The following is a 26,359-nucleotide window of genomic DNA, read 5'->3' on the forward strand; positions in this document are numbered from 1 at the left end:
GCCGTTCAACTCCTTCGCGCTGTCCCAGGGGCTCCGGAGTGTGCCCCGCCTCCGGAATGTGCCCCGGCAGCATACGCGTGCCCGGGCGGACTCCAGTCGGCGATGCCGTCGAGCGAACGCAGTGCGAGGCGCCCGCCGAACCGTCCCAGCACGGTCAGCGCGGCGTCGCGCAGAGCACAGGCCGGCGCGGAGGTCATCGTCGTCATCCGGCCGATCCGGGCGGAGCGGCGCACGACGTCCGTGGTGCGCGGCAGCCGGTCGCGGGTGTACGCGGCGAGCGCGGCACCGATGCCGATCGTGGTGTACGGGTCGCCGGTTCCGGTGTACGTGTCGTCGATTCCGGTACACGTGTCATCGATTCTGGTGCACGGGTCGTCGGTTCCGGGTCCGGCGTGGTGGGCGAGGACGATGGCGTCCTCGATCGCCTGGTTGCCGCCCTGGCCGAGGTTGGGCGTCAGGGCGTGCGCCGCGTCGCCGAGCAGCACGACCCGTCCGCGGTGGTGGGCGGGCAGCGGGGTGTCGGCCGAGTACACGTCGTTGCGCAGTACGTCGGCGGGTTTCACCGTCTCCAGGAGCGCGGGTACGGGGTGGTGCCACGTGCCGAACAGGTCCAGCAGCACGGCCCGTTCATCACCGTCCGGCGCGCGCTGGCCTGCGGGGAGGGCGGCCGTGGCGTACGCGTACACCCGGCCGTCCGGCAGCGGCTGGCTGCCCCAGAGGGTGCCGCGGCCCCAGGTCTCGTGCGCGGCGAACGGTTCCGCGGGTGCGGTGACGACGAACCGCCAGGCCGTGAAGCCCGCGTAGCGGGGCGCGGGATGGCCGGGGAAGAGGGCGTGGCGCACGGCGGAGTGGATCCCGTCGGCGCCGACCACCAAGTCGGCCTCGATCTCGCCCTGTTCGGCCTCCGGCCCGGAACCGTCCCCGGCTACCCGTACGCGTGCGGGCCGCCCCGCCTCGCCCTCGGCGTCCGGGTCGCCCTCGTCGACGAGTTCCGCCGCGCAGCCCGTACGTACCGCCCCCGCCGGGAGCTGCGCGCGCAGCAGGTCGATGACCGCGGCGCGGTGCAGCAGGACGACGGGGCCGCCGAAGCGTTCCGCCGCCGCCTCGTTACTCGTACGGGAGAGCCAGCGCCCCGACGGGGTGCGCAGTCCGCCCTCCGTGGTCCAGCTGCGCAGTTCGCGCACGGTGTCACCGAGGCCGATGACGTCCAGGGCGCGCTGCGCGTTGGGGGCGAGCGCGATGCCGGCCCCGACGGGCTCCAGCGCGGCGGACCGCTCAAGAACGGTGACCCGCCACCCCGCCCGATGCAGACCGACAGCCGCAGTGAGCCCCCCGATCCCGGCCCCGATGACAACAGCCTGACGTTGCGTCATGTTGATCCCCCTCGAACAGAGTGTGGGCAGCTGGTCCGCCCACGAGGTGTGGGCACGCGGTCCGCCCAAGGGGCGGAACGGGTGGGCACACCGGACCGCACCCGCGAAGGGAACGCACCCCGCACCCCACGCAGGCGCAGCACACAGCGTGCCGCACACACCACACCCTCACTACACCTGTAGTGCACCGTACTACAGCCGTAGTAACCAGGATAGAGTGCAGCCATGCCCGCCCAACACGAAGCCACCACCCCCACCCGCCCGGACCGCATCGCCGACGCCGCAATCGCCCTCCTCGCGGACCGCGGCCTCCGCGGACTCACCCACCGCGCCGTGGACGAGGAGGCCGGACTGCCGCAGGGCTCCACGTCGAACCACGCGCGCACGCGCGCCGCCCTCCTGGAGGCGGCGGTGCGACGGCTGGCCGTACGGGAGGAACAGGTCCTCTCCACCGAGGAGTTGGCGGGGCTCACCGGCGGCCCGGACGACGTCGCCGGCGCGATCGCCCTGGCCCTGCACCGCTATCTGACGGGGCACAAGCCGCTGCTCGTGGCCCGCTACGAACTCGCCCTCGAAGCCACCCGCCGCCCCGCACTGCGCGCCTTCTACGACCGCACCGGCACCAGCGCCTTCCACGAGCCCCTGGTCGCCGTACTCACGGACGCCGGCTCCGCCGCTCCGCAGCGGCACGCGCTGTCGCTGGTGGCCTGGTGCGACGGGATCCTCTTCGCGTGCACGGCCGGCTCGTACCACGCCGAGGCCCCGAGTCAGGCCGAACTGCACGCGAGCGTACGGGAGTTGCTCCGCGGCATGCTCGGTTGAGGCAGCCGTTCCGGCCCCGGAGCCCGCGCCCTGCTGCCGGGGTGCACAGCCCGGCCGGAAAATCAGTCGCCGCCCGGCCCTGCCCGGACCATGCTGTGCCGCATGACAACAGACGCGGGCCCCACCCGGAGCAGCGAACGCCGGATACCTCCCACGGTCACCGCCACCGAGCGGGAAATGCTGGAGAACTGGCTCGACTTCCACCGCGAGACCCTCGCCGCCAAGTGCGCGGGGCTGGACGACGCACAGCTGCGCGAGGCGTCGGCGCCACCGTCGGGGCTCAGCCTGCTGGGCCTGGTGAAACACATGACGGACGTCGAACGGCAGTGGTTCCGGCGGACGTTCGGCGAGCAGGACCTGTCGCCGATCTCCTACACCGACGACGACCTGGACGGCGACTTCCGCATCGAGGCCGACGACACTCCCGAGGCGCTCTTCGCCGCCTGGCGTGAGGAGATCGCTGAGGGGCGCAAGTGCGCCGAGGGACACGTACTCGACGCGGCGCGCCCCAACCGGCACGGCGACGACGTCAGCCTGCACTGGATCTACGTGCACATGATCGAGGAGTACGCGCGGCACAACGGCCACGCGGACCTGATCCGCGAACGCATCGACGGCGACACCGGAGTCTGAGCACGCGGCAGAGCCCGGACACCGGACCGAACCGCGGGGCGGGGCCGTTCCACGGAAGCTCCAACCTCCGCACCACCGGGCCCCGCTGACCCTCCGTCAGGACCGCACGAGTCAGGACCGCGCACTGCCGCCGAGCTGCGCACCGAGCCGGGCGATACCGGCGCGGATGCCCGCGCCGTACTCGTCGTCCGGCAGCTCGGAGGAGGCTCCGCGCGCCCGGCCCAGCGCGCGGAGCGCGGCGCTCTCGTCACCCAGCTTCACATGGTCCGCCGCGAGGTTGAGGTAGAGCGAGGGGTAGAAGGAGCGCACCGCCAGGACGTGCTCTCCCCACTGCACCTCCTCGGCGGTGAGGGCGTCCGCCGCGGCCAGGGCCCGCCGGTCCCACTCCAGTTCGTCCGCGGGGTCGTCCTGGGTGTCGGCCATGTAGTGCGCGATGGTGCATCGGTGGAAGAGGTCGCCGTCGTCGCCGGTCTCCTCCCACAGCCGCGCGAACCGGTTCCGCGCCTCCTCCCGGTCACCGCCCCGGTGGAGGATGATGGCCTGTCCGATCCGGACCATCGTGCCGTCGTGGGACGTCTCCTGCTGCGGCTCCGACACGGGGCCCTCCTGGCTGCGCGGCGCGGACTGTACGGCTCTGCGAACTGGCCGGCCGTCCGATGCGAACGGCCGTACGGCCGCCGCCGAGGTGTGCGGCCGTGACTTCCGACGCTAGCGGCCGGCACTGACAATCGCGCCGAGCCTCGCCCCGTACTACGCCGTCCGCGCGGCCAGATCGGGAATCCGCCAGTCTATGGCGGTATGTCCCTGCGCCTCGACGGCCGTCTCGATCGCGCTGAAGGGGCGCGAGCCGAAGAACTTCCGTGCCGAGAGCGGCGAGGGGTGCGCGCCCTGCACCACGGTGTGCCGCTCCGTGTCGATCAGCGGCAGCTTCTTCTTCGCGTAGTTCCCCCACAGCACGAAGACGGCCGGGTCGGGGCGGGAGGCCACGGCGCGGATGACCGCGTCGGTGAACGTCTCCCAGCCCTTGCCCTTGTGCGAGTTGGCCTCCCCCGCACGGACGGTGAGCACCGCGTTGAGCAGCAGCACGCCCTGCTCGGCCCAGGGCATCAGATAGCCGTTGTCCGGCACCGGATGCCCCAGGTCCTCCCGCATCTCCTTGTAGATGTTCCGCAGGGACGGCGGCGTCTTCACCCCCGGGCGCACGGAGAAGCACAGCCCGTGCCCCTGCCCCTCGCCGTGGTACGGATCCTGACCGAGGATCAGCACCTTCAGCCGGTCGTACGGAGTGGCGTCCAGCGCGGCGAAGACTTCCTCGCGCGGCGGGTACACCGGGCCCTGCTGCCGCTCCTGCTCGACGAACTCGGTGAGCTCCTTGAAGTACGGCTTCTCGGTCTCCGCCCCGAGAACGCCCTGCCAGGACTCGGGCAGCATGTCCCGCATGCCGTTCACTGCTTCTCCCTCAGGTGGTGGTCCGGCTGTCGCACAGAAGGTACCGGTGCCCACTGACAGCAGCCGAACTCACCGCACCGTACGGACCGGCGCGCCGTACGAGCGCCCGCGCGGACGCCCGTACGGATTCACCGCACCCGGAACCGGACTACCAGCTGGCCTTCTTGTGCAGCTCCCAGAACCGCGGCAGCGCCGAGGAGTCCAGCAGCCATTCGACGCCGGACATGTCCTTGTCGGCGGCGATGTAGATCCTGCCCTGCCACAGCGGCAGCAGCCGCCCGTCCTGCGCGACGACCTTCTGGGCCCGCGAGAAGGAGCGCGCCGCGACGCCGCGGTCGGCCTCCTGCCGGGACTTGGGCAGCAGCTGGTCGCTGATCGTGGAGTTCCTGTACGGCGTGCCGACCGCGTTGTCCTGGCCGACGAAGGAGGAGATGTAGTTGTCCGCGTCCGGGAAGTCGGGGAACCAGCCGTGTCCGAAGGCCGGGTACTGGCCCTTCGCGTAGCCCTTCTGGAAGGCGTTCCACGGACGGCCCTTGATCTTGATGTCGAACAGTCCGGAGGCCTCCAGCTGCCGCTCGATCTCCTTGAACTCCCGTGCCGTCACGGAGCCGTAGCGGTCGGTGGCGTACCAGAGGGTGAGGGAGACCTTGCCGTTGACGCCGCCCTGGGCCAGCGTCTCCTTGGCCTTCTGGCGGCTCGGCTCGCCGTACTCGTCGTAGTAGGCGCTGGTGTGTCCGGTGATGCCGCTGGGGACCATGGAGTAGAGCGGGTCCGCCGTGTGCTGGTAGACGTTCCGCACGAGGGCCTTGCGGTCGATGAGCTCGGCGATGGCCTTGCGGACGGCCGGCTTGCCGGCCGTCGGGTCCTTGGGGTTGAAGACGAGGAAGCGGATCTCCGAACCGAGCATCTCGCTCAGTTCGACGCTGTCGTCGCCCTTCGCCTCGGCCTTCTGGAAGTTCGTGATCTGGGTGGGCGTCAGACCGCGCACCGTCGCGTCGATCTTCTTCTGCCGCAGGGCCTGGACCATCTTGTCCGAGTCCTGGAAGAAGTCGACGGTCACCGAGTCGTTCTTGATGTTGGCCGCGCCCTTGTAGCCCGTGTTCTTCTGCAGCACTGCCTTGTCGCCGTGCGCGTAGGACTCAAGGGTGTACGGCCCCGAACCCACCAGCTTGTTGCCCTTGCGCGTGCTGTTCGCCGGGTAGGTCTTCGGGTCGACGAGCGAGGTGCCGGGCGTGGCCAGGACGTACGGGAAGGTCGCGTCGGACTTCTTCAGGTGGAAGACGACGGTCTTCTTGTTGGGCGCCTCCACCCGGTCCAGGCTGCCCAGCAGTCCCTTCGGCCCGGAGGGCGCGTCGACGGTGCGGATCCGGTCGAAGGAGTACTTCACCGCGGTGGCGTCCAGCGCGTGGCCGTTGGAGAACTTCATGCCGTCACGCAGGGTGCAGCGGTAGACGCGGCTGGCGGAGTCCGTGAAACCGCAGCGCTGTGCGGCGTCCGGCTCGGGCGTCGTGCTGGAGTTGGGGAAGTGCAGCAGCGTCTGGAAGGTGTTCTTGTACAGCTCCCAGGAGCCGTCCCACGCCGCGGCGGGGTCGAGCGCGCTCGGTTCACTGGTGGTACCGACGACGAGCGAGCGGTCCTCGTCGCTCTCCTCCCCGGTGAGTCCCCCGCACCCGGCGACCAGGGAAAGGGATATGAGAACGGTCGCTGAGTTCCTCAGTCGTCGGTTCCGGTCGGACACGAAACGCGCTCCTCAGTCGGCGGGGCCACTACTGCTGATGCGAGGTCAAAGGTGTGATGCCGACGGCCGGTTGGTACGTTGCCACGTCACTGCACCGGACGCGTCACGGTGCCACGCGGACTTCTCCCCCGGCTCCACCGGGAAGGCCCATGGGCCGACGGCGAGGGAGAGACTACCGCAGCATGTGCCCCCGCAACATGCACAGATCAACTGGTGAACAGGGCGTTCAACAGCGAGTACTCACGGTACGACGAAGGGTGCCGGACCTTCCGGTTCCGGCACCCTTTGCTCTAGGTCAGCGACCGTGCGACAGCCCGGGAGCGACTATTCGACACCCGCGTCGAGGCTGCTACTCGACACCCGCGTTGAGAAAGAGTCCACCGTCGATGACGAGCGTCTGCCCGGTGATCCAGCCGGCCTCGTCGGAGGCGAGGAACGCGGCCGCTCCACCGATGTCGTCCGGAGCGCCCAGCCGCTGCATCGGGTAGCGCGCGGCGGCCTCCGCCTCGCGCCCCTCGTACAGCGCCTCGGCGAACTTGGTCTTGACGACGGCCGGTGCGATGGCGTTGACGCGCACCGTGGGCGCGAACTCGTGCGCCAGCTGGAGCGTCAGATTGACCATCGCGGCCTTGCTCATGCCGTACGCGCCGATGAACGGGGACGCCTGGATCCCCGCGATCGAGGCGATGTTGACGATGGAGCCGCCGTTCGCCTGCTGCCACGCCTTCCAGGTCTGCTGCGCGAAGCCGAGCGCCGAGACCACATTGGTCTCGAACACCTTGCGGGCCACCGCGAGATCCAGGTCGGCGATGGGGCCGAACACCGGGTTCGTTCCGGCGTTGTTGACGAGGTGGTCGATGCGGCCGTACGCGTCCATCACCCGGCCGACGGCGGCCGCCTGGTGCTCCTCGTCGTGCGCCTTGCCGGCCACGTACATGGCGCGGTCCGGGCCGAGCGCGTCGACGGCCTCCTTGAGCGCCTCCTCGTTGCGGCCGGTGATGCACACCCGGTCGCCGCGGGCTGCGAACTTCTCGGCGATGCCGTAGCCGATGCCCCGGCTGCCGCCGGTGATCAGCGCGACCTTGCCGCTGTCCTGCTGCTGAGCCATGCCGAAGGACTCCCTTGTCAGTTGAACGGCCGGGTCAGTTGAGCGGGCCGCCGGCCACGTACATGATCTGCCCGGAGACAAAGCCGGCCTGCTCGCCCGCGAAGAAGGAGATGGCGTTGGCGATGTCCTCGGGACGGCCGACACGCTGGACCGGGATCTGCGAGGCGGCGGCGTTCTGGAAGTCGTCGAAGTCCATGCCGACCCGCTCGGCGGTGGCCGCGGTCATGTCGGTGACGATGAAGCCGGGCGCCACGGCGTTCGCGGTGATGCCGAACTTGCCGAGCTCCTTGGCGAGGGTCTTGGTGAAGCCCTGCAGACCGGCCTTGGCCGCCGAGTAGTTGACCTGGCCGCGGTTGCCGAGCGCGGAGGACGAGGAGAGGTTGACGACCCGGCCGAAGCCCGCGTCGACCATGTGCTTCTGCACGGCACGGGACATCACGAACGCGCCCTTGAGGTGCACGTTCATCACGGTGTCCCAGTCCGCGTCGCTCATCTTGAACAGCAGGTTGTCGCGCAGCACACCGGCGTTGTTGACGAGCACGGTCGGCGCGCCGAGCTCCTCCGCGACGCGCGCGACGGCCGCCTCGGCCTGCTCGGAGTCGGAGACGTCGCAGCCGACGGCGATGGCCTTGCCGCCCGCCGCCTTGATCGTGTCGACGGTGTCCTTGCAGGCCGCCTCGTCGAGGTCGAGTACGGCGACGGCGCGGCCCTCGGCCGCCAGTCGGACGGCGGTGGCCGCGCCGATGCCACGGGCCGCCCCGGTGACGATCGCGACGCGCTGCTCGCTGCTGGTCATGCTGGTTCTCTCCTCGCCCTGGATGTGGTGAGCAACCGCTTAGTACCTACGGCTGTCGTGACGCTATGAGGCAGGACACGCCCTGTCAACGGGTCTCATGGCGGGTGAGATTGACAGCACGAACACCGCCCCCGGACAAGGGGCGCGACGAGCCACGCGACACAGGGGGGCGCGGGGAACTGCGCACCCCAGACCAGCCCCACGCGAACCGCAGCCACCCCGCGGAGCCCTCACCGCACCAGCAGATCGAGCAGCCGCGACGCCTCCGCCTCCGGATCCGCGGTCAGCCCCGTATGCACGGGCCCCGGCTGCACCACCGTGCTGCGCGGCGCGACGAGCCACCGGAAGCGCCGGCCCGGCTCGTCCCCCGCCGCCTGTCCGGCGTCGCGGCCGCCGCGGCAGACCCCCTCGACGGCGCGCAGCGCGGCACGCACTCCCGCGAGATCCACGCGCGGGTCCAGCGCCCGCAGCCGGTCCTCGTCGAGGTGCGTACGCGCGGCGACGAAGGAGTGGGCGCGGCAGTAGACCACCACCCCCGCGTTGATCAGTTCGCCGCGCTCGACGCGCGGGACGACGCGCAGCAGCGCGTACTCGAAGACGTCCCGCCGTACCGCGGTCTCCTGCGTGCCGGGGGCCACCCGGCTGTCCTGGGCGGTCACTTCGCGTCGCCTTCCTTCGTGTGCGCGGCCGTCCCCACGGTGCCTGCCGGGCCGTCGCCCGGCCGTCCGGTCAGCCAGCCCGGCGCCTGCGAGGGCCGGTCCCGGCTCGGCTCGCCGATGGTGATGCGCTCGTGGATCGTACGGGCGCGCGCGGCCAGCACCTCGGTGTACGCGCCGCGCACCTCGTCCGGCGAGCCGAATCCCGGCTCGTCCACCAGCCATTCGTCGGGCACGTCGGCCGCGCACGCGGCGAGCAGTTCCTCCGTGACGCGCGGCGCCAGTTCGCCCGCCGCCGCGGCGATGTCGGGCCCGAACGGGGCGAGGGCGTGGTCGGACGCGTCGTACGGCTTGTCCGCCGCGGCGCGCGCGGTCGGCCAGTTGTGGTGCCAGATCATGCTGGCGCCGTGGTCGATGAGCCACAGGTCGCCGTGCCACACCAGCATGTTGGGGTTGCGCCAGGACCGGTCGACGTTGTTGATCAGAGCGTCGAACCAGACGATCCGTCCGGCCTCCGCGGCGCCGACCTCGTACGCGAGCGGGTCGAAGCCGAGCGAGCCGGGCAGGAAGTCCATGCCGAGGTTCAGTCCGCCGCTGGCCTTCAGCAGCTCCTGCACCTCCTCGTCGGGCTCACCGAGACCGATCACAGGATCGAGCTGGATCTGCACCAGTTCGGGCACCCGCAGCCCCAGCCGGCGCGCCAGCTGCCCGCAGATGACCTCGGCGACCAGGGTCTTGCGCCCCTGCCCCGCGCCGGTGAACTTCGTGACATAAGTACCCAGATCGTCCGCTTCGACGATCCCGGGCAGCGATCCGCCCTCCCGCAGTGGGGTGACATACCGGGTGGCGGTGACTTCCGTGAGCATTCCGCCAGGCTATACGCGACGGTGGTGGCTCACTCCGGTGCCAGGGCGCAGGCGATGCCGTCGTCGATGCTTCCCTCCTGCCCCGCATGGAAGGCGGCTTCGAACGCGGCGTCGCCGATGGCCTCGCGGCTCCGGGCTTCGCAGGCCCGTCGGGCGGCCACGAGTTCCGGAAGCCCCATCTGCGCACGGCCGATGGAGTGCCAGAGGGCGTCGGCGGTTCCGAGCAGCCGGGCGGCCTGTGCCGGGTCGTCCACGGAGACGGCCGTGGCCAGCGTGTCGAGCACCATCGCGGTGCCGAGGCTGTCGTGCAGCCGCCATCTGGTGACGAGGGATTCGCGGGCGTAACGGATGGCTGCCGCCGGGTCGTTGTTCCTCAGCGCGGCAGTGGACAGGAAATCGAGCGCATAGTTGCGTGCCCACCGCTCACCGTGCCGCTCACACTCCGCACGGAAAGCCTCGGCCGTGGCGGCGAGCTGGTCGAATCCGCTCAGCTGGAGATGGGCGAACGGCAGGATGGACAGCGTCAGGAGCTTCACCTTGAGGGAACCTCCCCCGCAGTCGGGCGAGTTGGCCTCCTCGCCGAGGAGGACCGCCACCTGCGCCGCCTCGCCGGTCATCGTCATCCGCAGCGCCTTGAGATAGAGCGCGGCGGCGCTCGCCGCCGGGTCGCCGAGCTGCTCCGCCATCGGCGTGCACTCGTCGTCCAGTGCGGTGGCGTCCATGTCGCCTTGCGCGAAGGCCACGACTCCGCAGGCCCACAGTGCCCAGAACCGCTCCGGGCCGGTGCCGCTGTCCGGTGCTCCGGCGAGGGCCCGCTCCAGGTAGTGCCGGCCGTCGCGCAGGAAGCCGCAGCACAGCCAGAAGAAGAACAGGTTGCCCGTCATCTCCAGTGCGTAGCGCGGGTCCTCGTCGGCCAGGCAACTCTCCAGCGCCGCGCGCAGATTGGCGTGCTCGGCGGTGACCCGCTCGTACCAGGCCACCTGGTCGGGCCCCATCCACTGCCGGTCGCCGGTCAGCGCCAGCCAGCGGTAGTAGTCCCGGTGCCGCACCCGCAGCGCGGACTCCTCGCCGAGCCTGCGCAGCCACTCCTGGCCGTACTCGCGCACCGTGTCGAGCATGGAGTACCGGCGGCCGCGCGGGGTCCCGGTGTGCTGGAGCACCGACTTGTCCGCGAGGGCGGACAGCAGACCGGGCACGTCGTCGGGATGCAGCGGGCCGCCGGAGCAGACGCAGGCCGCCGCCTCCTCCTCGAAGCCGCCGGCGAACACCGACAGCCGGGCCCACAACAGCCGTTCCAGCGGCGCGCACAGCTCATGGCTCCAGCCGATCGCGGTACGCAGGGCCTGATGCCTCGGCTCCCCCTCGCCGCGCCGCTCACCGGCGGAGGTGAGTGTCTCGAAGCGGGTGTGCAGGCGCGCGCGGAGCCGGGGCAGGGACATCTCGGGCAGCCGGGCGGCGGCCAGTTCCACGGCGAGGGGGATGCCCTCCAGATGCGCGCAGATCTCGGCCACCGCCGCACCGTCCTGCTCGGGGAGGACCGCCCGGGGTGCGGCGTCGGCGGCACGCTCCATGAACAACACGGCCGCCTCCGGGGGCTGGGCCGCGCGCTCCGGCCCGGCCGCGTCGACGGCCAGCGGGGGCACCGCCACCACCTGCTCGGACTGGGCGCCCAACGGACAGCGGCTGGTGGCCAGCACACGTACGTGTGGTGCCGCGGTGAGCAGCAGCTGCGTGAATTCGGCGCAGGCGGCGGCCAGATGTTCGCAGCAGTCCAGGATCAGCAACAGCCGCTTGTCCGCGAGCCATTCGGCCACCACCTCGCTCGCGGGCCGCGTCGTCTGGTCGGCCAGCCGGAAGGTCTCGTACACGGCGAGCGCCAACGACGCCGCCTCACGCAGCGGGGAGAGCTCCACCAGCCACACCCCGCCGGGGAAGCCGTCCGCGAGCCTGGCCCCCGCGTGCCGCGCCAGGCGGCTCTTGCCCACACCGCCCACCCCGGTGAGGGTCACCAGCCGGCTCTCGGTCAAGTGCTGCGCGACCTGATGGACTTCGGTCCTTCGCCCCACGAAACTCGTCGTCTCGGAGCTCAGGTTGCCCGCCCTCCGGCCCTGCCTGTTCTCTCTCACGGCGCCCCCATCCGGTGCTCCGACCACCGTCTCCCGCTTCCGCCCAAGTCTCCCCGACGCAGGCCGCCCGGGCCCTCGTCCGCCGCGAAGCGTCTTCGGATTCCGGCAGTCCCACCACCCGGGTTCAACTGCCGAGCGTGGGGTGCGGACACGCGGCGATGTCGCGGCAGGGCGACGACGAGTCCGGCTACGCGCCGGGGTCGGCGGCGGGGTCGAGGTCTGTGAGGGTGATTTCCCGGCCGGGCAGGGGCTGTGCGTCACCGCGGGCGCGCATGCTGTCGAGCATGAGAGTCAGCGAGCGCTCCGTGCCGCGCCGGGCCGGCTCGGCCCGCAGACCGGGAACGGGCCGCAGCAGCTGGGCGATCGTCAGCAACAGGTCGCCGGGCCCCACGTCCGGGCGCATGGCGCCGTCGGACTGGGCGCCGCGGACGAGCCGGTCGAGGATCTTCAGCAGAACGCGGCGGAGCCGTTGGTTCTCCGGGTCCTCCTGCAGCTCCGCCCACGTACTCGCGAACCAGACCGACAGCCAGGTGGCCAGGCGCAGTTCGGCAGCGGCGCGGTGCACGAACCGCGACAGCGCCCGCCAGGCGTCGGGCTCCTCGTCCTCGGCCGTACGCGCGAGGTCGACCACGTGGTGGAAGCCGTCCAGCGCCACCGCGCGGACCAGCGCCTCCCGGTCGGGAAAGCGGCGGTACAGAGTGCCGGTCCCGACGCCGGCCCGGCGGGCCACCTCCTCCGCCGGCACGTCGGGCCCCCGCTCCGCGAGGAGCTCGCGGGCCGCCACGAGGATCTGCTCACGGTTGAGCCGGGCATCCGCGCGCAGGGCGCGTCCGGAAGTCGAAGGTGTCACCCGGACACTATATGTGAGCCGAATTCCTCCGTATACTGCATCTAAGCGGCGGACCTTCTCTCACTTAGAGGCCAGATGACTCTCGACGCGATGCTGCACCGGATCGGGCACGAAGGCCCTGTGAGGCCCGACGCGCCCACGCTGCTCGCCCTCCACCGGGCCTGGCGGCAGACGGTGCCGTACGAGAACCTCGACATCCAGCTCGGCCGGCCGGTCAGCCTCGACCCCGGCGCCCTGTACGACAAGCTCGTACGGCGGCGGCGCGGCGGCTACTGCTACGAACAGAACGCCGGTCTCGCCATGTTGCTGCGCCGGGCAGGGTTCGAGGTGACGATGGCCGAGGGCGGCGTCCTGCGCGAGTCCCGCGGCAACGCGATGTGGGGCAACCACAACGTGCTGCTCGTCGACCTCGAAGGGCAGCGCTGGCTGGCCGACGCCGGCATCGGGGACGGCTTCCTCGAACCGCTCCCGCTGCGCGAAGGCCCGTACACCCAGGGCGAGTTCACGTACCGCCTGGAGCAGCTGGCCCCGGAGACCTGGCGCTTCCACCACCGTCCGGGCGGGACGATCGTCTCCTACGACTTCCGGCTCCAGCCCCGCGAGCCAACCGATTTCGCCGCCCGTTCGCACGAACTGTCCACCTCCGCGGCCTCGCCGTACGTCAGCACGCTCATCGCCGCGCGGCCCGGCACCGGGCACACCCTGTTGCTCCTGTCCCGTACGGTGCGGCAGCTCGGCCCCGACGGGAAATCCTGGACGATCGACGACGAGGACGAGTTCGCCGCCACACTCTCCGACCAGTTCCTCGTCCCCCTCGACGACCTCGGCCCGGCCGGAGTCACCCGCCTCTGGAAACAGGCAAGCACCCAATACGCCCTCTGGCGCACCCGCTCCCGGAACGACGGCTGACTCTGTCGGGTGTGCGCGGGGCGTGGCATGGTCTCGGCCATGGACGGTTCCGGAGGTGCCGAAGTGACCGACGCCGTGCGCGATTTCCCCCACCAGTTCGCACGGACGCGGCGCTTCTCCCTCGGGGTGGTCCGCTCCCCCGTGGTCTCCTCCGACGGGACGCGGGTGCTGTTCCTGCGGACGGGCGGCGGCCGGGACCCGGTCGGACGGCTGTGGGTGCAGGAAGGCGGCGCGGAACGGCTGCTGGCCGACCCGTACGCGCTCGGCGGCATCGCACAGTCCGTACGTACCGCGCGGTCCGTACGCACCGCGCGACGGCCGGCGAACCGGTCGGACGTGTCCGAGGTCGAACGCGCCCGCAGGGAGCGGACCCGCGAACAGTCCATCGGCATCACGGCGTTCGCCTCCGACACCGCGGCCATGCTGTCCGCCTTCACTCTGGGCGGCGCCCTGTGGGCGGTCCGCACGGACGACGCCGAGCCGTACTCGGTGCCGGCGGCAGGTCCCGCCGCCGATCCTCGCCCCTCCCCCGACGGCCGGTGGATCGCGTACGTCACCGGCGGCGCCCTGCGCGCCGTACGGGCCGACGGCACAGGTGACATCGCGCTGGCCGAGCCGGAGAGCCCGGAAGTGACGTACGGGCTGGCCGACTACGTGGCCGCGGAGTCGATGGGGCGGATGCGCGGCTTCTGGTGGGCGCCGGACGGCAGCGCGCTGCTGGCGGCCCGTGCGGACGTGTCACCGGTCGGCCGCCGGTGGATCAGCGATCCGTCCGACCCCGCGCGGCGGCCGCGCATGGTCCGCTATCCGGCCGCGGGCACCCCCAACGCGGAGGTCTCCCTGTGGCTGTTCGGCCTCGACGGCAGCCGCACACAGGTGCGTTGGGACAGTGAGGAGTACGAGTACGTGACCGCGGCCGGCTGGGACGGGCACGGCCCGCTCGCCACCGTGCAGTCCCGCGACCAGCGCACCGTGCGCACGCTCGCCGTCGATCCGGACAGCGGCGCCACCCGGCTGCTGCACGAACAGCGCGACCCGCACTGGGTACCCCTGGTGCCCGGCGCCTGGTGCCGCACCGCGTCCGGGGTACTCGTCGGCACGCACGACAGCGCCCACACGTACGACGCCGACGGCACCTACGACGGAGGCAGCACGCGCCGGCTGCATGTGGACGGGGAAGTCGTAAGCCCACCGGGCCTCCAAGTGACCGAAGTACTCGGCACACACGGCGAACAGGTGCTCTTCTGCGCGAGCAAGGACCCCACGGAAGAACACGTGTGGCGGTACACGCCGGCACACGGCTGCGTACAGATCAGCACACAGTCCGGCGTGCACACGGCGGCTGCCGGCGGCGACACTCTTGTGCTCGACAGCCTCACGCCGACCGGCCGGCAGGTGACCGTTCTGCACGACGGTGTGCCCGTCGGCACCCTCGCCTCCCGCGAGGAGAAGCCCTCGGTGCCGCCCCGCCCGCTGTTCCTTGCACTCGGCGAACGGGCCCTGCGCAGCGCCCTGTTCCTGCCCTCCTGGTACGACCCGGGAGCGCCCGGGGCGCGCCCGCTGCCGGTGCTGCTCGATCCGTACGCGGGGCCGGGGATACGGCTCGTGCTGCGTGCCAGGCTGTGGCAGTCGTGTGTGTCGCAGTGGTTCGCGGAGCAGGGCTTCGCCGTGCTGGTGACGGACGGCCGGGGCACACCGGGGCGCGGGCCCGACTGGGAAAAGGCCGTACACGGCGACCAGTTGACGCCCGTGCTGGAGGACCAGATCGACGCCCTGCACACGGCCGCCGCCACCCGCCCCTGCATGGACCTGGGCCGAGTGGCCATCCGCGGCTGGTCGTTCAGCGGCACGCTGGCGGCCGCCGCCGTCCTGCGGCACCCGGACGTCTTCCACGCCGCGGTCGCCGGCGCCGCGCCCTCCGACCAACGGCTCTACGACACCCACTGGAAGGAACGCTTCCTGGGCCACCCCGACGAGGAACCGGACAACTACGCCCGCAGCTCACTCCTCGACGACGCGCCCTCTCTGCGGCGGCCCCTGCTGCTCATCCACGGCACGGCAGACGACAACGTGGCCTTCGCCCATCTGCTGCGGCTGTCCGCCGCACTGCTGGCGGCCGGGCGCGAACACGCCGTCCTGCCGCTGTCCGGACAGACGCACACAGTGGGGTCCGGAGTCACCGCGGAACAGCTGCTCCACCACCAACTGTGCTTTCTGCACACGTCACTTCCGCCCCGGGAGCGTTGAACACAGCCCGCGCTCCGTCCGTACGAAGGGGAAACCAGCGACTGCCGTACACCGATACAGGGAGTGCCGCCATGACCGTACGGAAGACGTCACGCAGGACAGTGCTCGCCGCCGCGGGCAGCGCCGGCCTCGCCGCCACCGTCGCCGCCTGCGGGGGCTCGGACGGCGGAGGCGGATACGGCGGCGACGAGGGGAAGGACACCGGCAAGGAGACCCCCGCGGAGAACGGGGACGCGGGCGGCGGCGGTCAGGAGCTCGGTTCCGTCACCGACATCCCGGAGGGCGGCGGGAAGGTCTTCAAGGAGCAGAAGGTCGTGGTGACCCGGCCGAGCGGTACGGACATCAAGGCGTTCTCCGCTGTGTGCACGCACAAGGGCTGCACCGTGGCGCAGGTGGCGAACGGCACCATCAACTGCCCGTGTCACGGCAGCAAGTTCAGCATCGAGGACGGCAGCGTGCAGAACGGCCCCGCGCAGAAACCGCTGCCGGGCGCCAAGGTGTCCGTCAAGGGCGGCAAACTGAGCCTCGACAGCTGACAGCCCGCCGGGGAGCGAGGCGGCATACGCGGCCCGTCACTGCTTCCAGCAGGCCACCACGTCCGCCGTGCCGGTGACGGTGGCGACCAGTGCGAGCGTGTTGCGGATCATCGCCGGGGTGTAGTCGGCGGGCACTCCGGCGATGGCGTCCCGCGGCACGACCACGGTGTAGCCCAGATTGACCGCGTCGAAGACCGCGTTGGGGATCGCCACGTTGGCGGACACGCCGGTGACGACGAGCGTACGGACGCCCATGTTGCGCAGCAGCGGATCGACGTCCGTACCGGCCAGCGGCGACAGTCCGTGCAGCCGACGCACCACGAGGTCCTCCTCCGCCATCGGGAGGGCCGCGGTCACCTCGACGGCCTGTGTGCCGGACAGCTGCCGGACCGGCAGCCGTTCGGCCGCGCGGAACAGCCGGGCGTTCCGGCTGGCCCCGCGCCCGTCGGGACGCCGTTCGGCGACCGCGTGCAGCACCTGTACGCCGACGGCGTGCGCGGCGCCCACCAGCTGCGCGATGTGCGCCAGGGCGCCGGACGACCGTGTCTCCTGGGCGAGTTCGGGCAGTGCACTGTACTCACCGACGACACCCTCCTGGCACTCGACGGTGAGCAGCGCGGTCGTCGTGGGGTCCAGCGTGTTCACCAACTGGTCGTGCGCTGCCATGACGGCTCCTTCGGCGGAGGAGGGGCGGAGGCGCGGAGGGGTGGGACCGGGAGGATAGGGAGCATTGCGCGAAGGCGGAAGAGGCCTCATGATTTTCTGACACACAATCAGGAACCTGAAGCCCGGGGAGGCGTACGGGAGATGACCGTCACGCGGCAGCAACGGCGGGGCCGCCGGATCATGATGAGCCCGGCGGAACTGGACGACTTCCTCACCGGGCAGCGCACCTGCCGGGTGGCCACCGTCGGCGGCGACGGCGCCCCGCACATGGGCGCGCTGTGGTTCTGCTGGACGGGCGGCTCGCTGTGGTTCTACTCGCTCACCCGCAGCAAGCGCTGGACTCAGCTCCAGCGCGACCCGCGGCTGGCCGTACTGGTCGACGACGGCCACGAGTACGGCGAGCTGCGCGGCGCCGAACTGTCCGGCGAGGCCGTACCCGTCGGCGAGGCCCCGCGCACGGGCGAACCGTGCCCGGAGCTGGAGGAGCCCGAACGGCTCTTCGCCGCCAAGTACTTCGGCATGGACACCATGCCGCACGACAACCGGCACGCATGGCTGCGGCTCACCCCGGAGTCCGTCATCTCCTGGGACTTCCGCAAAATGGCCGGCTGACCGTACGGCCGGCTAACCGTACGGCCGGGCGACCGCGGCTGCCGTCCGTACGGAGCCCCGCTCACCGCACGCCCCGGGCCGTCACCGCTGCGCGGAATCCAGCCCGCGTGCGGCCTTCTCCAGCGCGGTGACGGCCGCACGGATCGAGGGCCGCCGGTCCGCGTCCTCGCGCCACACCGCGTACACGTGCCGGCGCACGCCGTCCCGCACGGGCACGGCCACCACACCCTCCGGCACCGGACCGCGGCCCAGCCGCGGCGCCACGGCGACGCCCAGCCCCGCGCCCACGAGGGCGAGTTGGGTGTGGTGCTCCTCCGCCGTGTGGGAGAGCCGCGGCTCGATTCCCTCGGCGCGCAGGGTGAACACCAGCCATTCGTTGCAGAACGCGCCCTGCGGCCAGGACACCCACTCGTCCTCGGGGAAGTCCCGCAGGGAGACCCGCCGGCGTCCCGCGAGCGGATGATCCGCGGGCATCACCACGTCGGCGGGGTCGTCGAGCAGCGGCGCCTGGACGAGTCCGGCGGGCAGCGACAGGGGCCGGTTGTACCAGTCGAGGACGACGGCCAGGTCGATGTCGCCGCGCACGAGGCGGGGCAGCGCCGTGTCCGGCTCCATCTCGGTGAGCCGCGGGCGCAGCGCGGGGTGTTCGGCGCGCAGGGCCGCGAGCGCGGCGGGGAACAGTCCGCGCGCGGCGGTGGGGAAGGCGCCGAGCAGCAGGTCGCCGACAGCTTCCCCGCGGTGGGCCTCCAGGTCGGCCTGTGCGAGGTCGAGTTGGGACAGGATGCGCTCGGCGTGTCCGGCCAGCAGTCGTCCGGCCTCGGTCAGCCGTACGCCGCGGCCCAGTTTGGCCAGCAGCTGCTGGCCGGTCTCGCGCTCCAGTTTGGTCATCTGCTGTGACACGGCGGACGTGGTGACGTGCAGGGCCTCCGCCGCGCCCACGACGGAGCCGTGGAGCGAGATCGCGTTCAGGATGCGCAGCCGCTCGGGGTTCAACATGTAAGAGATACTACGCAATGGAGTCCATCAGAACTCGCTTGTGCTGAACTATTCCGGGGCGCGAACGTACTGCCATGACCGCAGCAAGTACAGCCGGTTCCGTCCGGGACACATCCGGCTCCCCCGCGCCCTCCGACCCCACGGGGACACCCCCGGCGGCAGACACCACCGCCCCGCCGGCCGGTACGGACAAACGGCCGCGCCGCCTGCTCGACTGGCGGCTACGGTTCGCCGTGCTCGCCCTCGTGTGGGGGTGCAGCTTCCTGTTCATCAAGGTGGGCACCGAGGCGTACGCGCCGCTCCAAGTGACCCTCGGCCGGATGGTGTTCGGAGCCGCGGTCCTCGGCGCCGTACTGGTGGTCCGGCGGGAGCGGCTGCCGCGCTCACCGCGTGTGTGGGCGCATGTGGCGGTCGCGGCGTTCCTGCTCAACTCAGTGCCGTTCACGCTCTTCGCGTACGCCGAACTGACCATTCCCTCCGGGGTGGCCGGCATCTGCAATGCCACGATGCCGCTGTGGGCGATGCTGCTGTCGATGTCCGCGCTGTCCGACGAGCGGCCGACCGCGCGCCGCGCCGCGGGGCTGGCCGTCGGCTTCCTCGGGGTGCTGACCGTGTTCGGCGTGTGGCAGGGATTCCGCCACAACCTGGACCCCGCCGGGATGGCCATGGCGCTGGGCGCGTCCTTCAGCTACGCCTGCGGCTGGCTGTACGTACGCCGCACGCTGACGGGTTCCGGCAGTTCGAACCTGGCACTGTCCGGCACGCAGATGCTGCTGGGAACCGTCCAATTGGCGATCGTCACCCCGCTGTTCTCCTCCCTGCCCACGCACTTCGCGCTGCTGCCGCTGCTGTCCGTCGCGGCCCTGGGCATCCTCGGCACGGGTGTCGCGTTTCTGCTGCAGTACGGACTGGTGGCCGAAGTGGGCCCGACGACCGCCCAGATGACGGGTTACTTCGTACCCATCGTCGCCACCGCTGCGGGGGTGGCCGTACTCGGCGAACCCCTCACGTGGAACACCCCGGTCGGCGCGCTCATCGTCGTCGCGGGCGCGGCCCTCGCCCAAACGGCACCGGGCGCCCTGCGCCGCGGGCGCCGTACGTAGCGCCCCCGCGGCGCACTGTCCCGGGCGCCGCGGCCGGCATCCGCGGTGCCCGGCCCGGCGTCATCCGTAGCGCCGGGCGTCCACCGGCCGCAGCGCGTCGGCCACCGCGTCGGCGAGCGGCCCGATGTCGCCGTCCGACAGCGGCGAGACAGTGAGCCGTACGCCGGGCGGCGAGGACAGCCGGAACCGGGCGCCGGGTGCGGCGGCCCAGCCGGACTGCAGCAGGTGCGTGACGGCCCCCGTCTCGTCCGGCACGGGCACCCAGACGTTCATGCCGCTGTGCCCGCGCGCGGGCACGCCCCGTTCGGCGAGCGCTGTTACGAGGGCATCGCGGCGCCGTCCGTACGAGCGGGCCACCTTCCGTACGTCCACGGCCCGTTCGTGCCACAGGTGGGCCACCGCGCTCTGCAGCAGATGACTGACCCAGCCCGGGCCGAGCCGCTGACGTCCGGCGACACGGTCGACGGTCACCGTGTCGCCGGTCAGGACGGCCAGGCGCAGATCGGGTCCGTACGCCTTGGCGGTGGAGCGCACCAGCGCCCAGTGGTTCGTGCCGCCGGCGAGCGGATGCAGCGGCAGATCGACGATCCCGTGGCCGTGGTCGTCCTCGATCAGCAGCGCCGCGGGGTGCGCCGCCAGCACCTCGCGCAGCTCGGCCGCGCGCTGCGCGGACACGGCGGCGCCGGTGGGATTCTGCGCGCGGTCGGTCACGACGAGCGCCCGCGCGCCCTGCGCCAGGGCGCGTTCGGCCTCCTCGGGGAGCGGCCCCTCGTCGTCGACCGCCATGGGTACGGCGCGCAGTCCGAGCGCGGGCACGAGGTCGAGCAGGCTGCCCCAGCCGGGATCCTCGACGGCGACCGCGTCGCCGGGCCGCAGGTGCGCGGCCAGTACGCGCTCGATGGCGTCGAGCGAACCGGAGGTGAGGGCGACCGGCCCGTCCGGCACGCCGTCCTTGTCGAAAGCCGCGCGGGCCGCCGCCGCCAGTTCCGGGTCCACCGCCTGCTCGCCGTAGAGCACGGGACGGCTGCCGCTGCGCACGGCCGCCGCGGCCAGCGCCCCGCGCAGCGACGGCAGGAGCGCGGTGTCGGGATTGCCCTGCGAGATGTCGGTGGCGCCCTCGGGGACGCCCACCCGGATCGACTCCCGCGGCGCGCTGGCGGGGCGGGAACGCACGCGTGTGCCGCGCCGGCCCGCGGTCTCGACCACGCCGCGCTCGCGCAGCGTGCGGTACGCGGCGGACACGGTGTTCGGGTTCACCCCCAGCCGTGCGGCCAACTCCCGCACCGGCGGCAGCGCCTGACCGGGCATCAGCCCGCCCTCGCCCACACCCTGTTCCACACTCGCGGCGATCTCGGTCGCACGCCGGCCCTCGATCCGGTACTCTCCTAGCACAAAGCACAGTATGCACTAGTACAAAAATTGGCGCAAGGAGAGCACCGTGACCGCCACCGCCCGCACTTCGGCCTCCGCCACGGCGACGTACACCCAGACCGAGCGCACCACGCCCACCCGGGCCCGCGAACGGGCCTCCTACGACCGCGACCTGGTGCACGCGATACTCGACGACGGCTACCTGTGCCATCTCGGCCTGGTGCGCGACGGCGCACCCCTCGTCCTGCCGACGCTGTACGCGCGGGTGGGCGAGCGGCTGTACGTGCACGGTTCGACGGGCTCGCGGCCGCTGCGCGAGACGGGTGCGCGGGACGAGGGCATGCCGGTCTGTCTGACCGTCACGCATGTCGACGGTCTGGTCCTGGCCCGTTCGGCCTTCCACCACTCCATCAACTACCGCTCCGTCGTGGTGCACGGAACTGCTCACGCGGTGACCGAGCAGGATGAGCGGGTGGCGGCGCTGCACGCGCTCACCGACGCCGTCGTCCCGGGCCGCGCCGACGACTCCCGGCCCGCCGACGGCAAGGAGCTCGCCGCCACCGCGGTGCTCCGCCTCGACCTCGGCGAGGTCTCCGCCAAGGTCCGCGCCGGCGGCCCCAACGACGACGAGGAAGACCTCGCCCTGCCGTACTGGAGCGGCGTCGTCCCCGTCGCCCGCGCCTACGGCACCCCGGTCCCCGCCGACGACCTGGCCCCCGGCACCCCGCTCCCCGGCTACCTCGCCGCACACTGAGCGGACACAGCCGCCGACGTACAGCGGCACCGCACCACCCTGAACCGACGCACAGGTTCGCAGCCTGACGACCCGCCAGGCCGCGACACGTCGTACGGGCGGACACGTCAGACAGTGCCCGCCCGTACGACGCCCCGTCAGGTCCGGTCCTGCACGGCCCCGTTCGGCGCTCAGCCCACCCGCGCGTCGTCGTCCGTACGGTCGCCCTCGTGGTCCGGGCCGCCCATGGCGACCGGTTCGGCCGGTGCCTCGCGGGGCGTGGAGCTCTGCGCGATGAAGGCGCCGAGCAGCACGACGGCACCGCCCGCCAGCTGGATGGCGGAGAGGTGTTCGCCCAGCAGCACCCAGGCCAGCACAGTGGCGATGACCGCCTCCAGGCAGGCGACGACGGTCGCCACCTGCGGGGAGAGCCTGCGTACCGAGACGACGCCGGTGAGATAGGCGACCACTGTCGCCACCAGCACGATCCACGCCAGCAGGACGAGGCCGGGCACCGCGGTGCCGTTCATGTCGGCCTGCCCGGCGAGCACGTGCCAGTCGATGTTCCACGGCCGCACCACAACGGTGAGCACCACCGCGCCGATCAGCAGCCCGTGGGCGATCACGCCGAGCGGGTCGGGGGCCTCCTTGCCGTCCTTGCCGTCGCTCCCGTGGTCGGACAGGACGAAGTAGCCGACCTGACAGAAGGCCGCACCGAGCGCGAGCAGCAGCCCGAGCACGTCGAACCGCAGACCGGACCACACCTCCACCACACACGCGAGCCCGCCGACCGCCAGTACGACACCCACGGCGGCGGACCGTGTCACAGGCCGGCGCTGCACGAAGCGCACCCAGCCCAGCACCAGCGCGGGCGCGAGGTATTCGATGAGCAGGGCGACGCCCACGGGGATGCGGGACAGCGCCGCGAAGTAGCAGGCCTGCACACCGGCGACGGCCAGCAGCCCGAAACCGGCGAGCAGTCCGGGGCGGCTGCGCAGCAGGGCGCGGTGCCGCCACACGAGCGGAAGCATCACCAGCGCGGCGCCCGCCACACGCAGCCATGTCACCTGCAGCGGGGCCATGCCCGCCTCGATCAGCGGCTTGGCCGCCGGGCCCGAGCCGCCGAAGGCGAAGGCCGATATCAGCGCGAGGACGAGGCCCGGGTTCCGGGCACGCGAGGCCCGCGAGGTGGTGGTGGCGTGCATGACGTCATCATGCCAATCGCCGACAGGAGTGTCACCCTTTTCACCCCTGACGACCACCGTCTCCCGCGACACCGAGCCGCGCCGCCAGCCCTTCCGTGTCGACTCCGGCACCTCTGAGCACCTCGACGGCACGGCACTCACCGTCCGCCACCAACCCGGCGAACAAATCGGTCCCTTCGGCCAGTCCGGCACCTCTGCGCTGCGCACGGGCGATCGCGACGCCCATCGCCGCGGTCACGGCGGGGGACCAGCCGGGCACTCCCCCGGGCTGTTCGGCTATTGCCGGCACGGCTCCCGAGTCCTCGACGGTCCCCTGCCAGCGCAGCCCGTAGCCGATGCTGCGCTGGACGAGATAGCCGAGCAGTTTGCCCACCGAGGGGCTTCCGCCCTCGAGCAGTTCCCACACTGCGGCGTCGGACTCCAGGAGGCTGTGCAGCAGATGAGCCGTGTCGAGCTGCCGGTCGGCATCCCGCGCGGCACGACGGCGCGCGGTATTGACCATGGTCGCCAGCTGTTCGCTCAGCTGGTCCTCGGCTTCTTTGCCGGCGAATTGGGTAGACGGTGTACGGCTCTGCACAGGACCACCACATCACACCCTCGCCTGTGCGACATCCACGTCCCGGGTCAGATGAGTGCCAGCCTGCGGTTGGATAGTGCCAACTGCCGCCTCATCCCTGGGGAGGAGGACGCAACCAGTGCCCTCCTGTTGAACGTCCCACACTGGCAACAGCCCCCGCGCGCCGACGTGTCACACACCACACCGCCCTGTCCCCACTCCGCTCCCGTCAGGCCGAGGAGTCGCATGGCCGACCGTCACCGGCACTCATTGGAGTGCTGGATGGTGGCGCTGCTCGCGGTGGACGGCAAGGAGTACGTGTACCGCGTGTACGCGCCCGCGGACGCGCTCCCGGGCGATCTCTTCTGGAGCGCGTTCCACTGTCACGACGATTCCCTGCTGCCCCGGGCGCTCGACTGTTTCGACACAGCGGACATCTGGCAACTTCCGGAGTGATCCGGGCACAGGGCGGGAACCTCCAGTGCAGAACGGCAGTCCAAGCGGACACTCCGCTCTCGGCACCCACGGGAGACCCTCATGGCGCACAGCCGTGCCACCTGCGTTCTCGCCGCCCTGGCCGTCACCACGGCCCTGACCGCCGTCAGCTGTACGTCCGCTGACACTCCCTCACACAGCGCGCCCGCAGGACACAGCCGTCCCGACGGCACGACGGCGCCGCAACAGCGGTCCCCCTCCGAGCAGTCCGCCTCCCGGACTCCCGACATCCGGGACAGCTCCGGCTCCGCCACGGCCACCCGGGAAGCCTCCGCACCCCCGCGGACCGCTCCCGCGGGGGAAGGCGCAACCGCCGGTGCGCGCCCGGCCCGTACGGCGTGGTGCACCACCGAGGCCCTCTCCGCCGTACTGCGTTCCGGCGAGCCGGGAGCCGGGAACCGGTACGCGGCCCTGGTGTTCACCAACGTCTCGGACACGCCGTGCCGCACCCAGGGCTGGCCCGGGCTCCAACTCACCGGCGGGAACGGGCAGAAGATCCCCACGCACACTGTGCGCGACACCACACAGCCCGCACCCCCGCTGACCCTCCCGCCCGGCGGGCACGCCTGGAGCCGACTGCACTGGACCGTCGTACCCGGTCAGGGCGATCCGGCCGACGGGAGCTGCCCGACTCCGTCCGGCCTGCGCGTCATCCCGCCCGACCAGCGCGCGGCCGACTCGGCGGCCTGGCGGCTGGGCACCGTGTGCGGCGCGGGCCGTCTGCTGACACTGCCCCTGCACACAGGAAGCGGCCCGGAACGCTGAACGCGTTCCGGGCCGCCGTGCGGGACCGGGGAGGGGGACGGTGACATCTGAACGGGTTCTCACCTGCGGTCAGCGCCTCAGCTCTCCGAGCGCCCCGCGTCTCCCCGCTCACCCGGACCCTCGTCCTCCTCGGCGAGGATGAGGTAGAGCTTCTTGCGCGCCTCGTTGACGACGCCGAGTGCCTTGTCCCGCTGCTCGGGGGTGCCCGTCGCCCACACCTGCTGGAAGGCGCCGACCAGACCGCTGCCCGCCTTGCGGACCTCGTTCATGGCGTCCCAGTCGATGCCGCGGCCGGCCTCTTCCCACGGGGCCTCGGGGCCCGATTCGGCCTCGGCGCTACCGGCGTCGGTGAGCGAGAACAGCTTCTTGCCGCCCTCGTTCGCATTGCTGATCAGACCCTCGTCCTCGAGCAGCTGCAGTGTCGGGTAGACCGAGCCGGGGCTCGGCTTCCAGGCGCCGCCGCTGCGCTCCTCGATCTCCTGGATCATCTCGTAGCCGTGCATGGGACGGTCCTTGAGCAGCGCCAGGATCGACGCGCGGACGTCGCCGCGCCGTGCCCGTCCACGGGGCCCGCCGCGTCCGCGGCCGCCTCCCCTGCCTCCGAACGGTCCGTCACCGAAGGCCGGCGGCCCGAACGGCCCGAAGGCGGCACGCAGCCGCTCGGCTCCCGGATGTCCCGGCCCGCAGTGTCCCGGACCCTTGCCGCGTCCGCGGCCTCGGAATTCCTCTCCTTGTGTACGCATCGCCGACATCTCCTCTCTGATGGTTCGTTGATCTGTCGCGATGCTTCAACGATATATCGGTAGTGTTCGTTCGGCAAGGCTCGCCGGGCCACTTTTCGGAAATTGGCCGTGGCCTGCGACGATGCGCCTCCGTAGCGTGCTCGGCATGAGAATCCGGACCGTGGACGCCTTCACCGACCGCCCCTACAGCGGCAACCCGGCCGCCGTCGTGCTCTTCGACGAGGGCCGCTTCCCCGAGGACGACGCCCGCCTGCAACGGCTCGCGCTGGAGCTGAACCTCTCCGAGACCGCCTACGCGCACCCGCTGGCCGACGACCCCGACGCCGACTGGGCGCTGCGCTGGTTCACCCCCGCCACCGAGGTCAACCTGTGCGGGCACGCGACCCTCGCGACCGCGCACGTGCTGCACACCGACGGGCTCGCCTCCGGAACCGTGCGCTTCCGCACCCGCAGCGGCATCCTCACCGCGGCCACCGCGCCGGACGGCGAGATCACCCTGGACTTCCCGACCGCGCCGCTCACCGGGATCCCCGTGCCGGACGGTCTGGCCGCGGCCCTCGGAGCCGAGCCGGTCCGCACGTACGACACAGGACCGCTCGACGACCTGCTGGCCGAACTCGACAGCGAGAAGACCGTCCGCGCACTGGAGCCCGACCTCACCGCGCTGTCCCGGCTGAAGAACCGCGGCGTCATCGTGACCGCGCGCGCCGACGACGGCACCCCGTACGACTACGTGTCCCGTTTCTTCGCTCCCGCCTCCGGCGTCGCCGAGGACCCGGTCACCGGCAGCGCCCACACCGCGCTCGCCCCGCTCTGGTCCGGACGGCTGGGCAGCGAGACCCTGACGGGCCTCCAGGCGTCAGCGCGCACCGGCCTCGTCCGCACGACGCTGCGCGGCGAGCGCACCGGACTGTCCGGCAGGGCGGTCACCGTGCTGGACGCCGAACTGCGCGCGGATTTCTGAACAACAGCTGACCCGCTCTGAGCAACAGCTGAACCGCAGCG

The 26,359-nt window shown here is 71.9% G+C and carries 27 protein-coding genes; 11 read left to right on the plus strand and 16 right to left on the minus strand.

Features of this window, described 5'->3' with window-relative positions; genetic code table 11:
- Positions 1 to 5: 5 nt before the first annotated feature.
- Positions 6 to 1,373: an FAD-dependent monooxygenase gene (locus AC3AGO_RS05020; protein ID WP_487818892.1), complete on the minus strand. Its 1,368-nt coding sequence runs from the start codon at positions 1,371 to 1,373 to the stop codon at positions 6 to 8.
- A gap of 225 nt (positions 1,374 to 1,598) precedes the next feature.
- Here AC3AGO_RS05020 and AC3AGO_RS05025 point away from each other — a divergent pair, with 225 nt between their 5' ends.
- Together AC3AGO_RS05025 and AC3AGO_RS05030 are read left to right on the plus strand one after the other, a co-directional pair.
- Positions 1,599 to 2,195 (plus strand): TetR/AcrR family transcriptional regulator, encoded by a 597-nt coding sequence (locus AC3AGO_RS05025; protein ID WP_487818893.1) that lies wholly within the window; start codon positions 1,599 to 1,601, stop codon positions 2,193 to 2,195.
- 102 nt (positions 2,196 to 2,297) lie between these two features.
- Positions 2,298 to 2,828 carry a DinB family protein gene (locus tag AC3AGO_RS05030; protein ID WP_487818894.1) on the plus strand — a complete coding sequence of 177 codons (531 nt, stop codon included), beginning with the start codon at positions 2,298 to 2,300 and terminating at the stop codon, positions 2,826 to 2,828.
- A 111-nt stretch (positions 2,829 to 2,939) separates the two neighbouring features.
- Here the strand turns inward: AC3AGO_RS05030 and AC3AGO_RS05035 are convergent, their stop codons facing one another.
- From AC3AGO_RS05035 to AC3AGO_RS05075, 9 genes are all read right to left on the minus strand, one after another.
- Complete coding sequence (locus AC3AGO_RS05035) at positions 2,940 to 3,425, minus strand: hypothetical protein (protein ID WP_487818895.1); 486 nt, start codon at positions 3,423 to 3,425, stop codon at positions 2,940 to 2,942.
- A gap of 153 nt (positions 3,426 to 3,578) precedes the next feature.
- A complete protein-coding gene (gene ung / locus AC3AGO_RS05040) occupies positions 3,579 to 4,268 on the minus strand; it encodes a uracil-DNA glycosylase (RefSeq protein WP_487824537.1) in 690 nt (229 codons plus the stop codon).
- Between the two features lie 157 nt (positions 4,269 to 4,425).
- Positions 4,426 to 6,015 (minus strand): ABC transporter substrate-binding protein, encoded by a 1,590-nt coding sequence (locus AC3AGO_RS05045; RefSeq protein WP_487818896.1) that lies wholly within the window; start codon positions 6,013 to 6,015, stop codon positions 4,426 to 4,428.
- A gap of 349 nt (positions 6,016 to 6,364) precedes the next feature.
- Positions 6,365 to 7,123, minus strand: a complete 759-nt coding sequence (locus AC3AGO_RS05050; protein ID WP_487818897.1) for an SDR family oxidoreductase — start codon at positions 7,121 to 7,123, stop codon at positions 6,365 to 6,367.
- Positions 7,124 to 7,157: 34 nt separating this feature from the next.
- Positions 7,158 to 7,919, minus strand: a complete 762-nt coding sequence (fabG, locus tag AC3AGO_RS05055; protein ID WP_487818898.1) for a 3-oxoacyl-ACP reductase FabG — start codon at positions 7,917 to 7,919, stop codon at positions 7,158 to 7,160.
- A gap of 230 nt (positions 7,920 to 8,149) precedes the next feature.
- Complete coding sequence (locus AC3AGO_RS05060) at positions 8,150 to 8,578, minus strand: DUF3037 domain-containing protein (protein ID WP_487818899.1); 429 nt, start codon at positions 8,576 to 8,578, stop codon at positions 8,150 to 8,152.
- The gene (locus AC3AGO_RS05065; RefSeq protein WP_487818900.1) at positions 8,575 to 9,441 is read right to left on the minus strand and encodes a HipA family kinase; all 867 of its coding nucleotides are present in this window, start codon (positions 9,439 to 9,441) and stop codon (positions 8,575 to 8,577) included. The genes AC3AGO_RS05060 and AC3AGO_RS05065 overlap by 4 nt, the downstream gene beginning before the upstream one ends.
- Positions 9,442 to 9,470: 29 nt before the next feature.
- Positions 9,471 to 11,567 (minus strand): ATP-binding protein, encoded by a 2,097-nt coding sequence (locus tag AC3AGO_RS05070; protein WP_487818901.1) that lies wholly within the window; start codon positions 11,565 to 11,567, stop codon positions 9,471 to 9,473.
- A 187-nt stretch (positions 11,568 to 11,754) separates the two neighbouring features.
- Positions 11,755 to 12,417 (minus strand): TetR/AcrR family transcriptional regulator, encoded by a 663-nt coding sequence (locus tag AC3AGO_RS05075; protein ID WP_487818902.1) that lies wholly within the window; start codon positions 12,415 to 12,417, stop codon positions 11,755 to 11,757.
- A 75-nt stretch (positions 12,418 to 12,492) separates the two neighbouring features.
- Here AC3AGO_RS05075 and AC3AGO_RS05080 point away from each other — a divergent pair, with 75 nt between their 5' ends.
- The 3 genes from AC3AGO_RS05080 to AC3AGO_RS05090 all read left to right on the plus strand — a co-directional run bounded on the left by AC3AGO_RS05080 (position 12,493) and on the right by AC3AGO_RS05090 (position 16,109).
- Positions 12,493 to 13,326 (plus strand): arylamine N-acetyltransferase family protein, encoded by an 834-nt coding sequence (locus AC3AGO_RS05080; protein ID WP_487818903.1) that lies wholly within the window; start codon positions 12,493 to 12,495, stop codon positions 13,324 to 13,326.
- Between the two features lie 39 nt (positions 13,327 to 13,365).
- Positions 13,366 to 15,573 carry a S9 family peptidase gene (locus AC3AGO_RS05085; RefSeq protein WP_487818904.1) on the plus strand — a complete coding sequence of 736 codons (2,208 nt, stop codon included), beginning with the start codon at positions 13,366 to 13,368 and terminating at the stop codon, positions 15,571 to 15,573.
- A gap of 71 nt (positions 15,574 to 15,644) precedes the next feature.
- Positions 15,645 to 16,109, plus strand: coding sequence for a Rieske (2Fe-2S) protein (locus AC3AGO_RS05090; RefSeq protein WP_487818905.1), 465 nt, complete (start codon positions 15,645 to 15,647; stop codon positions 16,107 to 16,109).
- A 36-nt stretch (positions 16,110 to 16,145) separates the two neighbouring features.
- On the opposite strand, the gene AC3AGO_RS05095 is transcribed toward AC3AGO_RS05090, so the two are convergent.
- Positions 16,146 to 16,775, minus strand: coding sequence for a cysteine hydrolase family protein (locus tag AC3AGO_RS05095; RefSeq protein WP_487818906.1), 630 nt, complete (start codon positions 16,773 to 16,775; stop codon positions 16,146 to 16,148).
- 141 nt (positions 16,776 to 16,916) lie between these two features.
- Between AC3AGO_RS05095 and AC3AGO_RS05100 the strand changes: the two genes are divergently transcribed.
- Positions 16,917 to 17,387 (plus strand): pyridoxamine 5'-phosphate oxidase family protein, encoded by a 471-nt coding sequence (locus tag AC3AGO_RS05100; RefSeq protein ID WP_487818907.1) that lies wholly within the window; start codon positions 16,917 to 16,919, stop codon positions 17,385 to 17,387.
- An 81-nt stretch (positions 17,388 to 17,468) separates the two neighbouring features.
- Here the strand turns inward: AC3AGO_RS05100 and AC3AGO_RS05105 are convergent, their stop codons facing one another.
- Positions 17,469 to 18,383: a LysR family transcriptional regulator gene (locus tag AC3AGO_RS05105; RefSeq protein WP_487818908.1), complete on the minus strand. Its 915-nt coding sequence runs from the start codon at positions 18,381 to 18,383 to the stop codon at positions 17,469 to 17,471.
- 74 nt (positions 18,384 to 18,457) lie between these two features.
- Between AC3AGO_RS05105 and AC3AGO_RS05110 the strand changes: the two genes are divergently transcribed.
- The gene (locus tag AC3AGO_RS05110; RefSeq protein WP_487818909.1) at positions 18,458 to 19,486 is read left to right on the plus strand and encodes a DMT family transporter; all 1,029 of its coding nucleotides are present in this window, start codon (positions 18,458 to 18,460) and stop codon (positions 19,484 to 19,486) included.
- Positions 19,487 to 19,546: 60 nt separating this feature from the next.
- Here the strand turns inward: AC3AGO_RS05110 and AC3AGO_RS05115 are convergent, their stop codons facing one another.
- Complete coding sequence (locus tag AC3AGO_RS05115) at positions 19,547 to 20,878, minus strand: aminotransferase class I/II-fold pyridoxal phosphate-dependent enzyme (protein WP_487818910.1); 1,332 nt, start codon at positions 20,876 to 20,878, stop codon at positions 19,547 to 19,549.
- 46 nt (positions 20,879 to 20,924) lie between these two features.
- On the opposite strand from AC3AGO_RS05115, the gene AC3AGO_RS05120 reads away from it, so the two are divergent.
- Complete coding sequence (locus AC3AGO_RS05120) at positions 20,925 to 21,611, plus strand: pyridoxamine 5'-phosphate oxidase family protein (protein WP_487818911.1); 687 nt, start codon at positions 20,925 to 20,927, stop codon at positions 21,609 to 21,611.
- A 170-nt stretch (positions 21,612 to 21,781) separates the two neighbouring features.
- Here AC3AGO_RS05120 and AC3AGO_RS05125 read toward each other — a convergent pair whose 3' ends face one another.
- Both AC3AGO_RS05125 and AC3AGO_RS05130 read right to left on the minus strand, forming a co-directional pair.
- Positions 21,782 to 22,795 carry an EamA family transporter gene (locus AC3AGO_RS05125; RefSeq protein ID WP_487818912.1) on the minus strand — a complete coding sequence of 338 codons (1,014 nt, stop codon included), beginning with the start codon at positions 22,793 to 22,795 and terminating at the stop codon, positions 21,782 to 21,784.
- A gap of 40 nt (positions 22,796 to 22,835) precedes the next feature.
- Positions 22,836 to 23,372, minus strand: a complete 537-nt coding sequence (locus AC3AGO_RS05130; RefSeq protein WP_487818913.1) for a Clp protease N-terminal domain-containing protein — start codon at positions 23,370 to 23,372, stop codon at positions 22,836 to 22,838.
- Positions 23,373 to 23,597: 225 nt separating this feature from the next.
- Here AC3AGO_RS05130 and AC3AGO_RS05135 point away from each other — a divergent pair, with 225 nt between their 5' ends.
- Both AC3AGO_RS05135 and AC3AGO_RS05140 read left to right on the plus strand, forming a co-directional pair.
- Positions 23,598 to 23,807 carry a hypothetical protein gene (locus AC3AGO_RS05135; protein WP_487818914.1) on the plus strand — a complete coding sequence of 70 codons (210 nt, stop codon included), beginning with the start codon at positions 23,598 to 23,600 and terminating at the stop codon, positions 23,805 to 23,807.
- Positions 23,808 to 23,888: 81 nt separating this feature from the next.
- Positions 23,889 to 24,611 carry a DUF4232 domain-containing protein gene (locus AC3AGO_RS05140; RefSeq protein ID WP_487818915.1) on the plus strand — a complete coding sequence of 241 codons (723 nt, stop codon included), beginning with the start codon at positions 23,889 to 23,891 and terminating at the stop codon, positions 24,609 to 24,611.
- 77 nt (positions 24,612 to 24,688) lie between these two features.
- Here AC3AGO_RS05140 and AC3AGO_RS05145 read toward each other — a convergent pair whose 3' ends face one another.
- The gene (locus AC3AGO_RS05145) at positions 24,689 to 25,354 is read right to left on the minus strand and encodes a PadR family transcriptional regulator (protein WP_487818916.1); all 666 of its coding nucleotides are present in this window, start codon (positions 25,352 to 25,354) and stop codon (positions 24,689 to 24,691) included.
- A gap of 145 nt (positions 25,355 to 25,499) precedes the next feature.
- Between AC3AGO_RS05145 and AC3AGO_RS05150 the strand changes: the two genes are divergently transcribed.
- The gene (locus tag AC3AGO_RS05150) at positions 25,500 to 26,318 is read left to right on the plus strand and encodes a PhzF family phenazine biosynthesis protein (RefSeq protein ID WP_487818917.1); all 819 of its coding nucleotides are present in this window, start codon (positions 25,500 to 25,502) and stop codon (positions 26,316 to 26,318) included.
- The last annotated feature ends 41 nt before the right edge of the window (positions 26,319 to 26,359 follow it).

It is taken from the genome of Streptomyces sp. BL1 (assembly GCF_057628045.1).